Source organism: Mesorhizobium sp. M4B.F.Ca.ET.017.02.2.1 (assembly GCF_003998955.1).
In the GTDB taxonomy this organism is placed as follows: domain Bacteria; phylum Pseudomonadota; class Alphaproteobacteria; order Rhizobiales; family Rhizobiaceae; genus Mesorhizobium; species Mesorhizobium abyssinicae.
Genome location: NZ_RZOF01000137.1, coordinates 1 through 14,534, shown reverse-complemented (window position 1 = coordinate 14,534; position 14,534 = coordinate 1). Strand labels below are relative to the sequence as shown.

Below are 14,534 nucleotides of genomic sequence, written 5' to 3'. Positions count from 1 at the left end.
GTGTTCACCGGCGTCAGGCATTTCCGGCACTAGCTCCCGGCTGAGAGACGTTTGAGAATTCGTTCCGCTGAGTCGGATGGCGTGGTTTTCGAGAACCGGAGCGGAGCGGACATTCAAGTCCGTGAGCACCGGAAGCGCAGAAAACCGCGTCAGGCGGCCAGCGGAGTAGAATTATCGAATGTCTCTCATTCCACCGGCTGGTCCGCCGGATACGGCGTCCTGATCAGGATCGCTATGCCGATGCCGAGGAACAGGATGATGACCGCCATGCCGAGCCGGGCCGAGTCGGTGGCCCAGCTGATCGTCGCCAGCAGGAACGGCGCCAGGAAGCTGGTCGCCCGTCCGGACAGGGCGTAGATGCCGAAATAGCGGCCGGATTCGGCGGCGGTGACGCTGCGCGCCATGTAGGAGCGCGACGAGGCCTGCACCGGTCCGAAGGCAAGCCCGATCAACAACCCGTAGAGGATGTAGGCCTTCTCGGCCGCGGTGCCGAACAGGCCGCCGGAATCGACGGTGGAAAGCTGGATCAGGCCGAGCAGTGTGAAACCCGGGCCTGTCGAGACGATGCCGGCGGTGGCCACTGTCAGCATCACCAGCGCGATCATCACCACCGCCTTGGAACCGAGCGCGGTGTCGAGGCGGGCGGCGATCCAGCAGCCGAAGATGGCGACGACATTGAGGATGATGCCGAAGATGCCGATCTCGGTGATCGACCAGCCGAACATCGCCGCCGCGAACACGCCGCCCTGCGTCAGCAGCGCATTGACGCCGTCCTGATAGATCATGCGGGCGACGAGGAAGCGGAAGATGCCGACGCGCTTGCGCGCCTCGGCCAGGGTCGACTTCAGCTCGGACAGACCCTGGCGCACGGCCGGTCCGATCGGGATGCCTTTGGCGGCATCGGGGGTGAAGAAGAACATCGGCAGGATGAACAGGAAATACCAGCCGGCCGACATCGGCCCCGTGGCGCGGGCGTCCTCGCCAAGCTTCGGGTCAAGCCCGAGGATCGGGTCGAGGCCGATGATCGTCTTGCCGGTTTCGGGATTGCCGGCCATGAACAGGATGACGAAGATCAACGCGATCATGCCGCCGAGATAGCCCAGCCCCCAGGCGATATTGGAGACGCGGCCGATCTCGCTCTTCGGCACCAGACGCGGCATCATCGAATCATTGAAAACAGTGGAGAACTCTGCCGCCACCGAGGCCAGCGAGAACAGGGCCACGATCAGGAAGACGTTCGAGCCGGGGGCGGCGAGCCACAGCAGCGTCAGGCTGGTGATCTTGATTGCGGCGAAGCTAGCGATCCACGGCTTGCGCGGCCCGGTCTGGTCGGCGATCGAGCCCAGTATCGGCGACAGCACGGCGATGACCAGTCCCGCGGCGGCGATGCCCCAGGCCCAGGCGGCCTGGCCCATCACCGGATCGCTGACCATGCGCGAGGCGAAGTAAGGCCCGAAGATGAAGGTGGTGACGACGGTGAAGAACGGCTGCGCTGCCCAGTCGAAGAACATCCAGCCCCAGATGCCGCGCCCCGACGCCCGCTGCACTGTCTCTATTGCCGCCATGCTGATTCCCTCGGCCCGCCCCGCGTCGGGCGCCATGTCTGCATGTTTTTCATGACGGTGCAAATGCGGCCGGCTTCCTGCCCGCGACGGCTGTCGCGCAGCCGAAGAAGAAGCGCTTGAACTCGACCTCGAGCCCCTCGGCCCTCAACATTTCCGCCACGGCGGAAGCGTCGCCGAAATTGGTCGAGTAGGTGCCGATCATCGAGAAATCCTGCGCGCCGTTGAGCAAGGTCCTTTCGACAAGCGGCAACACAACCTTCAGGTGGAACAGATAGAGCGGCCTCAACCACCAGCCTTTTGGATCGGATGCTTCGATCATGCAAAAGACGCCGCCGGGCCTGAGGCAGCGCGCGACCAGCCTGGCGAGCTTCGCATGCTGCTCGCTGTTGAAGGTCTTCAATCCGAAGGTGGAGACGATGAAATCGGCGTCTGCGTCGGGCAAATCGCTGGCCAGCACATCGTCTTCGATGAAGGCGATCTTGTGGGCCCTGTGTGTATGCAAACGCTCCATGGCGCGCAGATGCATGCCGGACGAGATATCGACGGCCGTGATCTCGGCGATATCCGGAAAGCGCTTGAGCAGATGCGGCCATACCTCGCCGGTGCCGGCCATCAGGTCGTAGCCCTTCGGTTGCCGTGTTTCTGGCGCAGGCATCAGTTCGACGCATTGCCGGCGCCAACGCTCGGTGAAGCCGAACGAGCACACCCAGCTGAAGGCAATGTATTGACCGGAGCAGCGGTCGAAGACACCTTTGACGAATTGCGCGTCATAGATGTTTTCGCTCACAACAGGGGCAGGACCCTCCTCGGGCCGAACCGGATCCTCGATCTCGCTCAGCCTACATCCCCGTCAGGTCGCTCATCAGCCCGGATGCCACGGACAGCCGTGACACGGTGATGTCGCCGCCCTCTGTCAGCGCTTGCAGCCGCTCGCGGATGCGCGCGACCCGTTCACCACCGGCTTCCAGCCAGGCCGCCACCGGATCCGCCGCCTTGGCGTGGGCGGTCAGCGCCGCCACTGCGATGCCGCGCCGTGCCGCGCCGATCGTGTCGGTGGCGCGCGAAAGCGCCAGCTGGTCATAGTAATCCGGCGGCGAGATCGCCCGCGCCGCCTCCTCGACGCGCGGGATGCGGAAGGCGTCGCTGACGGCGAAGAAGGCCCTTGCGGCGGCGACGATATCGGCATTGGCGGTGCGCGCTGTCAGCGCGATGTCGGGGATCAGCTCGGCCAGATCGGCCAACGCCAGCTGCCCGGCCAGCGGTTCCGGCGCCCCGCCCTTGAACAGGCTGTGCCGCCGCTCCTCGATCCGCTCGCGCGAGTAGGCCGGCAGCAGCGAGGCGAGCTTCGGCTCCAGCGCCTTGCGCGCCTCCTGCAATTCGGCGATGCGCTGGCCAAGCGGCGCCGTGCCGGCATCGTTCTTCAGATACCAGCCGCTGGTCATGAAGATAAGCCGGCTAACCGCCTGGTAGAGATCAAGCTGCACCTGGCCGTCGATCTGGTTGTCGAGCGCGTCGATTTCCTTGTAGAGCGCCGGCAGCGCGAAGCCGTCACGCACCACGGCGAAGGTGCGCACCACATCGGCGGCCGTGCGCCCGGTGGCCTCCTGCAGCCGGTTGACGAAGGACGGACCGCCGCGATTGACGAGGTCGTTGGCGACCACGCGGGCGATGATCTCGCGGCGCAGCCGGTGGCCGTCGATCTCGGCGGCGTATTTCTTCGCCATCCGCTCCGGGAAATAGCCAAGCAGATCGCGCTCGAAATGCGGATCGTCGGGCACGTCGCTGGCGACGATGTCGGAGAACAGCACGATCTTGGCGTAGGCGAGCAGCACGCCGAGCTCCGCCCTGGTCAGCGGCTCGCCGCGCGCCTCGCGCTCGGCAAGCGCCGCCGGTGACGGCAGCGTCTCGACGGCGCGGTTGAGCAGGCCGCGCGCCTCCAGCGCCGTCATGAAGCGGCTCTGATGCGCGATGTCGGCCAGCCCGCGCTTGCGCGCGATCGAGAGCGCCAGCGTCTGCTGGTAATTGTTGGACAGCACCAGCCCCCCCACCTCGCCGGTCATCTCCGAGAGCAGTTTGTTGCGCGCCGGCCGGGCCAGCGCGCCCTTGCGCATGGCCGAGGCCAGCGCGATCTTGATGTTGACCTCGACGTCGGAGCAGTTGACGCCGGCCGAATTGTCGATGGCGTCGGAATTGCAGCGGCCGCCGGCAAGCCCGAATTCGATGCGCGCCCGCTGCGTGACGCCGAGATTGGCGCCCTCGCCGATGACCTTGGCGCGCACATCAAGCGCGGTGACGCGGATGGCGTCGTTGGCGCGGTCGCCGACATCGGCATTGGTCTCGTTCGATGCCCTCAGATAGGTACCGATGCCGCCGAACCACAGAAGGTCGACAGCCGCCTTGAGGATGGCGTTCATGATCTCGACCGGCGTCGCGGTGGTCTTGCCGAGCCCGATCGCGGCAGCGGCGGCTTGCGGCAGCGTGATCGACTTCTGATTGCGCGAGACGATGACGCCGCCTTCCGACAGTTTCGACTTGTCGTAGTCCTGCCATGAGGAGCGCGGCAGCGCGAACATGCATTCCCGCTCGGCCATCGACGCCGCCACGTCCGGATCCGGATCGATGAAGATGTCGCGATGGTCGAAGGCCGCGATCAGCCGCGTCTGCGGCGACAACAGCATGCCGTTGCCGAACACGTCGCCCGACATGTCGCCGACGCCGACGACGGTGAAGGGCGAGGTCTGGATGTCGCGGTTCATCTCGCGGAAATGCCGCTTGACTGCTTCCCAGGCGCCCTTGGCGGTGATGCCCATCTTCTTGTGGTCGTAGCCGGCCGAGCCGCCGCTGGCGAAGGCATCGTCCAGCCAGAAGCCGTGCTTCTCGGAAATCGCGTTGGCGGTGTCGGAGAACGTCGCCGTGCCCTTGTCGGCGGCGACGACGAAATAGGGATCGTCAGGATCGCGCCGCACCACGCCGGCCGGCGGGATGACGCCGTCGATGCCGATATTGTCGGTGATCGACAGCAGGCTGGAGACATAGTTCTTGTACGCCGAGGTGCCGGCCTCGAAGATCGCGTCGCGGCTGCCTCCGACCGGCAGGCGCTTGGGATAGAAGCCGCCCTTGGCGCCGACCGGCACGATGACGGCATTCTTCACCTGCTGCGCCTTGACCAGGCCCAGCACCTCGGTGCGGTAGTCCTGGGCGCGGTCCGACCAGCGCAGGCCGCCGCGCGCCACCGGGCCGAAGCGCAGATGCACGCCTTCGACCTCGGAACCATAGACGAAGATCTCGCGCCACGGGCGCGGGGCCGGCAGCCCGTCGACCGCCTGCGAATCGAGCTTGATCGCCAGCGACTGGCCCCGCTCTTTCGTTCCGGAAACGAAATGATTGGTGCGCAGCGAGGCTTCGATCAAATTGAGGTAGCGGCGGATGATGGTGTCATCATCGATGTTCGGCACCTCCTCCAGCGCGTCCTTGATCTTGGCCTTGAGGTGCTTGGCTGCCACTGCGCCTTCGGTTTCGGCCGTCGGCCCGAGGCGGGCGACGAACAGCGCATGCAGGCCGCGCGCGATGTCGGGATAGCGGTTGAGCGCGGCGGCGATGAAGTCCTGGCTTTGCGGAATGCCGGCTTGCTGCAGATAGCGGCCATAGGCGCGCAGGATGGTGACCTCGCCGGACCACAGGCCGGCGGTCTGGGCGAGACCGTTGTAGCCGTCATTGTCGACATCGCCGCGCCACACCGACAAAAACGCGTCCTCGAACAGCGCCCCGCCATCCGTGAGGTCGATCGGCTTGCCGTAGCTGTTCTCCAGCTCCATGTCGTGGATGAAGACCATGCCGGACGGATCGTCGCCGACCTCGAAGGTGCGCTCGCTGATGACGCGGAAGCCGATGTTCTCCAGCACCGGCACGCGCCGCGACAGCGCCACCGGGCTGCCATGGTGATAGATCTTCAGGGCCGCCTGGTGCGGCTTCTGGTCGGCATGGCGATAGTAGTCGATGGCGATCGGATTGGCGGCGTCGATCCTGGCGATCCGCCCGGCATCGGCGAGCGCCACCGCCGGCGAGAAGGAGTCGCGATAGCTTTCCGAAAAGCGCGAGGCGATTGCCGTCAGCGCTCTGTCCGTGCCGGTTTCGGCCGCGGTCTCGCGCAGCGCATCGTCCCAGGTCCGCACGATGTCGCGGATCGCCGCCTCGATCGCCGCCTGTTCGACCTTCGGCGTCTTGCCGCCGGAGCGGCCGATGATGAAGTGGACGCGCGCCAGCCCGCCTTCCGGGAAGGCGGGGTAGTAGGCCGACAGCCGCCCTTCGAACACGGTCTTGAGATAGGTGCCGATCTTCTCGCGCGCGACGCTGTCGTAGCGGTCGCGCGGCACGAAGACCAGGATCGAGACGAAGCGGTCGAACTGGTCGGCGCGCACCAGCGCCCTGACGCGCGGCCGCTCGATCAGGCCGAGAATGGCCTCGGCATGCTTGCGCAGGATCGGCACCGGCACCTGGAACAGCTCATCGCGCGGATAGCTTTCCAGCACGTTGATCAGCGCCTTGCCGGAATGGTCGCTTGGGTTGAAGCCGGACTTGGTGATGACGGTTTCGGCCTTGGAGCGCAGATAGGGGATCTTCATCACCGAGCGCGTGTAGGCGGTCGAGGTGAACAGGCCGACGATGCGCAATTCGCCGAGCAGCGTGCCCTTGGCGGTGTAGGTCTTGACGCCGATGTAATCGAGATAGATGCGGCGGTGCACCGACGACTTGGCGTTGGCCTTGGTGACGATCAGTGGCTCCGGACCGTGCAGGAAGGCGCGGATCTCGGGCGTCGTCGTCACCGCTTCGGTGCCCCGCCTCAGCACCAGCACATCCGGGTCGGACAGGATGCCGAGGCCGGGCTTGTCGGCGCGCTCCAGCGTGCCGCTCTTTTCGCCGCCGGTGTATTTGAACTCGCGCATGCCGAGGAACGTGAAATTGTCATCGCGCAGCCATTCGAGGAAGGCGATCGCCTCGGTGACGTGCGCCTTGTCGAGCGGCACCGGCGCGTAGCGGAATTCCGAGATCGCCTGGTCGAGGCGGGCGAGCATCGGCTTCCAGTCGGTGACGGCGGCGCGCACCTGGACCAGCAGCTTCCTCAAGCGTCCGGCCAGCGCTTCGGCCTGGTCGGCGGACAACCGGCCGATATGGACATGCACGACGCTCAGCCGGTCGTGGCTGCCGTCGCCCTTGGCGAAGCCGCCATCGCCGAGGATTTCCTCGACGCCAGCCTTGCCATGCCTGACGGTGACGACCGGATGTGTGACCAGCAGCGGCTCGCCGGCGCTCTCGGTGATCTCGCCCAGGATGGAATCGAACAGGAACGGCATGTTGTCGTTGACGACGGTGACCACCGTCACCGGCCGGCCCTGGCGCGCCACGCCGGAATCGACGTCGATCGCGACGATGCAATCGCCCTTCTTGTGCCTGGCGACGGCTCGCCCGGCAAGATCGGCGGCACGCTCGAGATCGGCAACCTCGTAGGCGGCGACGTCCTCGGCCGGCGCGCGGGCAAGAAGATAGTCGGCAAGCCGACCCGGTCTTTCGCCTCCCTTCGCCGCGCCTCCCTTTGCTGGAACCGTCTTCTTCGGCTGGCTTGCGGTTTTGAGGCTGGCCATGATGTGAAGTCCCTCCCGTCACATGCTTTTGCGATTATGGTAGCAGATGACCGCCGTTTGGCGACAAAGGTTTGACGGCTTGCAAAGATTCTTCGGAATTTTGATTGCAAATCGGCAGCGAATGAGAAGGACGAAGCCCAATGAGTGCAAGCAAGAGCGCCAAAACGACCGGCAGGATCACCGCGCTCGACCTCGCCCAGGCCGAGCTCAGCGAGGCGACGAAAGCCTATTTCGCCAAATGCGAGGAAAAGCTCGGCCTCGTTCCCAACGTGCTCAAGGCCTACGCCTTCGACGAGAAGAAGCTGCGCGCCTTCACCGACATGTACAACGACCTGATGCTGGGCGAGTCCGGCCTGTCGAAGCTGGAGCGCGAGATGATTGCCGTCGTCGTCTCCTCGATCAACCATTGCTACTATTGCCTGACCGCGCATGGCGCCGCGGTGCGCCAGCTTTCCGGCGACCCTTCCCTCGGCGAGATGATGGTGATGAATTTCCGCGCCGCCGACCTTTCACCCAGGCAGACCGCGATGCTCGAATTCGCCGTCAAGCTGACGGAGGAGCCGGCGAAGATCATCGAGGGCGACCGCGCGGCCTTGCGCAAGGCCGGCTTTTCCGACCGCGACATCTGGGACATCGCCTCGACCGCCGCCTTCTTCAACATGTCGAACCGGGTAGCGGCCGCGATAGACATGCGCCCGAACGACGAATACCACGCCATGGCACGCTAGGCGGCGGCACTATTTTAGCTATCGCGCATTCTCATTGCTTCTCCGCCGTTTTGGTCCGATGATCAACGATTGCGGCATCGCCGCATATCAAGGATTGCGGCATCGCCGTATATCAAGGATTGCGGCATCGCCGTATATCAAGGATTGCGGCATCGCCGCATATCAACACGATTGCGGCTGAGCCGCATATCGCCAAGCGGCATGGCCGCATGCCGGTTCGATGCCGCCGATCAAGGGAGGAGAACATGGCGAAGTTTCTCTATGTCTATCATGGCTCCGGCAAGATGCCGACCGACGAGGTTGAGCGGAAGGCGGCCATGGATGCGTGGACCGGCTGGTACGACAAGCTCGGCCCGGCCGTGGTCGACGGCGGCAATCCGGTCGGAATGTCGAAGACGGTGCTGGCGAGCGGCAAGGTCGAGAACAATGGCGGCAGCAATCCGACCGCCGGCTACACCATCGTCGAAGCCAGGGATATCGACGACGCCGTCGCCAAGGCCAAGGCTTGCCCGATCCTGATGGACCCGGCCTTCACCGTCGAGATCGCGCCGATCATCGAGATGATGTAGCCGTTCAGGAACGGGCAGCGATCGCGGCGGCGGCGCCTGCCATGGTGGCGGCGCTCACGCGGTTGGCGATCTTCATCGCCCGCCTGCTTTTGAGCAGCTTGCGGGCCTGCGCGGCGGCGAGCACCCAGGCAAGATCGATGGCGACAAGGACCACCGCCATGGTCGCCGTCAGTTCCATCCAGCCGACGACGCTGACCGAGGCAAGATCGATGATGGTCGGCAGCAGTGCCAGATAGAACATCATGATCTTGGGGTTGCCCAGTGTCACCGCCATGCCGGCGAAGAACAGTTTTGCCGGCGAATCCTCGCGCGGCATCTCGCCTTCCTTCGCCTCGACGGGCGCGGTCCACATCTTCCACGCCAGATAGGCGAGATAGGCGACGCCCGCCCATTTCACTGCGACGAAGGCGAGATGAAAGGTCTGCGCCACCACGGCCAGCCCGAACACCGCCAGCGACAGCCAGATGCCCTCGCCGATCCACATGGCGAGCAGGAACGGGAACACGTCGCGAAAACCCTTCGAGATCACCCTCGCGACAAGGGCGGCGATCGACGGGCCGGGCGAGCCGGCGGCGACGAAAAGCGCGGCGGCGAAGATCAGCAGCGAGGTGAGATGCATTGCCAAAATCTCCGATCTGAGGTTTGGCTGCCAATCTAGCCAGCAACGGCAGCTTTGGCAAAGAACAGGCAATCGCTTCGGTCGCGGCGGCGCCGATCTCGACAATTGCCGTCTTGCCGTTCCCGTCGGCCACGGCTAGAAGAGCCGCCCCGACAATCGTTTCGAGCTTCACTTTGCCTCAGTAACCGCCGGTCTCGTCAACTCTCCTGAAAACACAGGGCGCTGCGGTTGCGGCGTCCCGATCATTTCATGTGTTCCTCAGGCGGCGGTTCGAGACCGGTTTGGCATTGCTGAACCTGTCGCGCGCCGCGCGACGCCTGATTTCCTTAAAGCCGCAGCTCTCCAGCCACGCCGTGCCCGCCCGGGCAACTCGACATCGCCGACCTGGCGAACTTCCCGACGGGAAGGGCTTTCGGCATGTCTGGACTCTTGCGTATCCGCTGGGCGATCGCGCCCGAGATCGCGCCTCGACCTCTCATCACCTGCAATCGCTGCGGCGGCCTCAGGCCATATCGATCGAGCGACAAATTCCGCGTCAACGCCAACGGCAAGCGCATCGACGCCTGGCTGATCTACCGCTGCGTCGACTGCGACAATTCCTGGAATTTCGCCATCTTCGAGCGCCGCAACCGCCGCGACATCGAGCCGGCGCTGCTCGCGGCGCTCGAAAGCAACGATCCGGATCTGGCCCGGCGTCATGCCTTCGATGCCGCCGTACTGAGGAGCCACGCCGGACGCATCGAGGAGTTCCCAGATGTCGCCGTCGAAAGGCATGTGCTGGAACGCCGGCCGGAACATACGACCGTGCTGGAGCTGCGGCTCACTCTGGAAATGCCTGTGCCCTTGCGGCTCGACCGGTTGATGGCCGGCGAACTCGGCGTCTCGCGCTCGCGGCTTCAGGCCTGGGAGGAGCGGCGGCAGCTTTGCGTCGAGCTTGATGGCGCCAAGGCGCTGCGCAGGCCGCCGCGCGACGGCATGGCGATCCGCATCGATCTGAGCGACGAACCGGATTGCGACGCCATTGTCACCGCTGCCGGCGCGTGAAATGAGGAAGGGAGGGAGCAGTGCTCCCTCCCTCGATGACTGCTCCGGGCGAAAACCTTACGCCGCGCCGACCGCCTTGGCCGACTTCTCGAAGCGCTTGCGTTCGTTCGGGTCGAGATAAAGCTTGCGCAGCCGGATCGTCTTCGGCGTCACCTCGACCAGCTCGTCGTCCTGGATCCAGGCCAGCGCGCGCTCCAGCGTCATGCGGATCGGCGGCGTCAGCTTCACCGCTTCGTCCTTGCCGGCGGCGCGGATGTTGGTGAGCTTCTTGCCCTTCAGCACATTGACCTCGAGGTCGTTGTCCCTGGAGTGGATGCCGATGATCATGCCCTGGTAGACCTTGACGCCCGGATCGATGACCATCGGGCCGCGATCCTCCAGGTTCCACATCGCATAGGCGACCGATTCGCCCTGCTCGTTGGAGATCAGCACGCCGTTGGTGCGGCCCGGCAATTCGCCCTTATAGACCTCGTAGGCGTGGAACAGCCGGTTCATCACCGCGGTGCCGCGCGTATCGGTCAACAGTTCCGACTGGTAGCCGATCAGGCCGCGCGTCGGCGCGTGGAAGACCAGGCGCTGGCGGTTGCCGCCGGACGGGCGCAATTCGACCATCTCGGCCTTGCGCTCCGACATCTTCTGCACGACGACGCCGGCATGCTCCTCGTCGACGTCGATGACGACTTCCTCGACCGGCTCCAGCAATTCGCCGTTCTCGCCCTTCTGCATGACGACGCGCGGCCGCGACACGGCGATCTCGAAGCCTTCGCGGCGCATCGTCTCGATCAGCACCGCGAGCTGCAATTCGCCACGGCCGGAGACGAAGAAGGAATCCTTTTCCGGCGATTCCTCGATCTTCAGCGCGACATTGCCTTCGGCCTCGCGCAGCAGGCGGTCGCGGATGACGCGGCTGGTCACCTTGTCGCCTTCCGTGCCGGCGAGCGGGCTGTCGTTGACGAGGAAGGACATCGTCACCGTCGGCGGGTCGATCGGCTGCGCGTGCAGCGGCTCGGTCACCGTCGGGTCGCAGAACGTGTCGGCGACGGTGCCCTTCGACAGGCCGGCGATGGCGACGATGTCGCCCGCCTGGGCTTCGTCGATCGGCTGGCGCTCGAGGCCGCGGAAAGCGAGGATCTTGGAGACGCGGCCGGTCTCGATCTGGGTGCCGTCATGGTGCAGCACCTTGACCGCCTGGTTGGCCTTCAGCGAGCCGGACTCGATGCGGCCGGTGATGATGCGGCCGAGGAAGGGATTGGCTTCCAGGATGGTGCCGATCATGCGGAACGGGCCGGGATGCACGGTCGGCGCCGGCACATGCTTGACAACGAGGTCGAACAGGGGCGCCAGCTGCTGGTCCTTCGGGCCTTCGGGATTTTCCGAAACCCAGCCGTCGCGGCCCGAACCGTAGAGGATCGGGAAGTCGAGCTGCTCGTCGGTGGCGTCGAGCGCGGCGAAGAGATCGAACACCTCGTTGACCACCTCGACATGGCGCGCGTCCGGGCGGTCGATCTTGTTGATGACGACGATCGGCTTCAGGCCGACCTTGAGCGCCTTGCCGACGACGAACTTGGTCTGCGGCATCGGCCCTTCGGCGGCATCGACCAGCACGATCGCCGAATCCACCATCGACAGGATGCGCTCGACCTCGCCGCCGAAATCGGCGTGGCCGGGCGTGTCGACGATGTTGATGCGGGTGCCGTGCCAGTCGACCGAGGTCGCCTTGGCCAGGATGGTGATGCCGCGTTCCTTTTCGAGGTCGTTGGAATCCATGGCGCGCTCGGCGACGCGCTGGTTGTCGCGGAAGGCGCCGGACTGTTTCAGGAGCTGGTCGACGAGGGTGGTTTTTCCATGGTCGACGTGCGCGATGATCGCGATATTGCGGAGGTTCATGTGTCTGGTCTCGGGAGCGTTGCAGGCAGCAGGCCCAGAGGCGCCGCCTTTTTCGGTTGCGCGGCTCATACAGGGTTTTTCGCATTTGCGAAAGGGGAGGCTCGTACCCAAATATGTGGTTACCAATTCTTAAGCGTCTTTGCGTCAAATGTATCAATTCACCAGGGCGGAACCTTTCGGGGTCCGGGCAGTTCGACTCCCATGACCGATTCTTTCATCAGATTGCGTCCGATCCTGGCCTGGGCAGCACTTACCGTGCTGCTGGCGGTGGGCGCCGCGCAGTCGGCCGCGACACTCAAGGGAAATCCCGCTCTGCTCCCCGACACGCAGACGGCGGAGCAGATGTTCGCCGATGCCCCCGATGGCGTCGACCCCGTCGTGACCGGCCCCGTCAGCGCCGCCTTCAAGCAGCGGCAGCAGGACGCCGGCTGCGACAGCGCCGTGTGGCCGAAGATTCCCGCGACTTGCTATCCGGACTGACGACCACCGGTCGCGGCGGTCGTCCTCCTAGAGACTGTTTCGAAATTCGCTCCGGCGAGTCAGAAAGCGCCAGCAGATGGCCGCCGCAGTAGAATTTCCAACAGTCTCCTAAGCCGAGCGCACCGGGTCGAGCGTCACCTTGTAGAGCTCGTTGTCGTCGCGATCCATCAGCCGCACCGTCAGCTGTTCGGTGGCGCCTGAAATGTCGACCAGGCCGAAGAACTGCAGGCCGGCCGACGGCGGCAGGTTCTGGCCCTGCTCGGCGGTCGGCGCCTTGATGAACTTCAGCTGCGGGCCGAAGGTCATGTCGAAATCGTTGGGACCGAACGTGCCGGCATGGATCGGGCCGGAGACGAATTCCCAGAACGGATTGAAATCCTGGAACTGCGCCTTTTCGGGATTGTAGTAATGCGCGGCCGTGTAGTGGACGTCGGCGGTCAGCCACACCGTGTTGCTGATGCCGGCGTTCTTGATGTAGCGCAGCAGGTCGGCGATCTCGAGCTCGCGTCCCCTGGGCAGGCCGTTGTCGCCATTGCTGACGGCCTCGCCGCCCACCTTCTTGGTGCCGTCGTTCCACACCACCAGCCCAAGCGGCATGTCGGCGGCAATGATCTTCCAGGTCGCCCTGGAATTCGCGAGTTCCCGCTTCAGCCATTTGGTCTGCTGCTCGCCCAGCATGCGATTCCGGCGTCATCGTGTCCTGCATGTCCGGGCCGTTCGGGCCGCGATAGGAGCGCATGTCGAGGAAGAACACGTCGAGCAGCGGCCCATAGGCTATTTTGCGATAGACGCGGCCGGGCTCGGCCGGCTCGTAGCGGATCGTCGTCATCTCGTGGAAGGCGCGCGCCGCGCGTGCCGCCAGCACATGGATGGATTTCTCCGAGTAGCGGTCGTCGCTGCCGAGATCCTTGGAATCCGACCAGTTGTTGACCACCTCGTGGTCGTCCCACTGGTAGAAGGTCGGGCAGATGGCGGAGAGGGCGAGCACATTCCTGTCCATCATGTTGTATTTCCACTGCGCCCGATATTCGTCGAGCGTCTGCGCCACCTTGCGCTTCTCGTCGATCAGCACGGCGTTCTTCCACTTGCCGCCGCCGGGCAGGTCGACCTCGTCCTTCATCACGCCATCGGCATAGATCGTGTCGCCGGAATGCAGGAAGAAATCCGGCGTGTGCTTGCCGATGGTGGCGTAGGTCTTCATGCCGGTCTCATCGATGCCCCAGCCCTGGCCGGCGGTGTCGCCCGACCAGGCGAAGCGGATGTCGCGCTTGGAGGCCGGCGCGGTGCGGAAGCGCCCGATGATCGGCTCGGAGACGGCGTTGATGTCGGCGAGGTCGGCCGCCGTCATGCGGTAGAAGATGTCCTGGTCGGCGGCGAGATCGGTGAGCAGCCGCTTCACCGTGTAGTCGCTGGCCGGCGACGAATCGAGCGGCGCGAGCCTGGACGCGTTGGCGAAGCTCTCCGTCGACGACACTTCGAACATCACGCGCGCCGGACGGTCCGTGCGCGTCCACACCATGCCGCTGGAGGCATCGACGTCGCCGGACTGGACGCCATGGGTGAAGGCAGGCCGCTGGCTGGCGCGCGAATAATAGGGCAATGCGAGGCCCGAGGCGCCGACCAGGCCGAATGCGCTCGCCGAGGTGACGAAGGCGCGGCGGGTCATCGAGATCTTGTTCATGGCTGTCTCCTGGATGGCGTTGAACGTCGCCCCCAAGCTCCCGCCTCAATGTTTCAGGCGCATCTCGGAACCATGAAGTTTTGATAACAATGAACAGGCCTTCCCTTCTCTCCTTGTGGGAGAAGGTGGATCGGCGCGCAGCGCCGAGACGGATGAGGGGTGCGCGACTGAGTGAGACGGTGGCGTTCCCTGGAGCACCCCTTGTGTGTCTGGAATCGTGCATTGTTGAGGGGTGCCACGGACCAGGTGCTTGCCTGATCCGTGGCGGCGGTCGAGAGCCCGTCACCCCTCAGGTAGCCTAAACCGTGGATGAGCTGGGGCC

At 64.9% G+C, this 14,534-nt stretch carries 9 protein-coding genes and 1 pseudogene; 4 read left to right on the top strand and 6 right to left on the bottom strand.

Annotated features, from left to right (window positions below):
* Nucleotides 1-185: 185 nt before the first annotated feature.
* Genes EN738_RS17690 through EN738_RS17680 form a run of 3 tightly spaced genes read right to left on the bottom strand, consistent with a single transcriptional unit; the run spans nucleotide 186 to nucleotide 7,204 of the window.
* Nucleotides 186-1,601 (bottom strand): MFS transporter, encoded by a 1,416-nt coding sequence (locus EN738_RS17690; protein WP_189556334.1) that lies wholly within the window; start codon nucleotides 1,599-1,601, stop codon nucleotides 186-188.
* A gap of 13 nt (nucleotides 1,602-1,614) precedes the next feature.
* Nucleotides 1,615-2,352, bottom strand: a complete 738-nt coding sequence (locus tag EN738_RS17685) for a class I SAM-dependent methyltransferase (protein WP_127284806.1) — start codon at nucleotides 2,350-2,352, stop codon at nucleotides 1,615-1,617.
* Nucleotides 2,353-2,404: 52 nt separating this feature from the next.
* Entirely contained in the window at nucleotides 2,405-7,204 is a 4,800-nt protein-coding gene (locus EN738_RS17680) for an NAD-glutamate dehydrogenase (RefSeq protein ID WP_127284805.1), read from the bottom strand.
* A gap of 140 nt (nucleotides 7,205-7,344) precedes the next feature.
* On the opposite strand from EN738_RS17680, the gene EN738_RS17675 reads away from it, so the two are divergent.
* On the top strand, nucleotides 7,345-7,932 hold the full coding sequence (locus EN738_RS17675; protein ID WP_127284804.1) for a peroxidase-related enzyme: 588 nt from the start codon (nucleotides 7,345-7,347) through the stop codon (nucleotides 7,930-7,932).
* A gap of 245 nt (nucleotides 7,933-8,177) precedes the next feature.
* Nucleotides 8,178-8,501: a YciI family protein gene (locus EN738_RS17670; protein ID WP_127284803.1), complete on the top strand. Its 324-nt coding sequence runs from the start codon at nucleotides 8,178-8,180 to the stop codon at nucleotides 8,499-8,501.
* Between the two features lie 4 nt (nucleotides 8,502-8,505).
* On the opposite strand, the gene EN738_RS17665 is transcribed toward EN738_RS17670, so the two are convergent.
* Entirely contained in the window at nucleotides 8,506-9,120 is a 615-nt protein-coding gene (locus EN738_RS17665) for a LysE family translocator (RefSeq protein ID WP_127284802.1), read from the bottom strand.
* Between the two features lie 417 nt (nucleotides 9,121-9,537).
* Between EN738_RS17665 and EN738_RS17660 the strand changes: the two genes are divergently transcribed.
* Nucleotides 9,538-10,164 carry a DUF1062 domain-containing protein gene (locus EN738_RS17660; RefSeq protein WP_127284801.1) on the top strand — a complete coding sequence of 209 codons (627 nt, stop codon included), beginning with the start codon at nucleotides 9,538-9,540 and terminating at the stop codon, nucleotides 10,162-10,164.
* Nucleotides 10,165-10,221: 57 nt separating this feature from the next.
* Here EN738_RS17660 and typA read toward each other — a convergent pair whose 3' ends face one another.
* On the bottom strand, nucleotides 10,222-12,051 hold the full coding sequence (gene typA, locus EN738_RS17655) for a translational GTPase TypA (protein WP_127284800.1): 1,830 nt from the start codon (nucleotides 12,049-12,051) through the stop codon (nucleotides 10,222-10,224).
* A 201-nt stretch (nucleotides 12,052-12,252) separates the two neighbouring features.
* Here typA and EN738_RS17650 point away from each other — a divergent pair, with 201 nt between their 5' ends.
* Nucleotides 12,253-12,531: a hypothetical protein gene (locus EN738_RS17650; protein WP_127284799.1), complete on the top strand. Its 279-nt coding sequence runs from the start codon at nucleotides 12,253-12,255 to the stop codon at nucleotides 12,529-12,531.
* A 108-nt stretch (nucleotides 12,532-12,639) separates the two neighbouring features.
* Here the strand turns inward: EN738_RS17650 and EN738_RS17645 are convergent.
* A pseudogene (locus EN738_RS17645) lies at nucleotides 12,640-14,212 on the bottom strand (alkaline phosphatase).
* Nucleotides 14,213-14,534 lie beyond the last annotated feature (322 nt).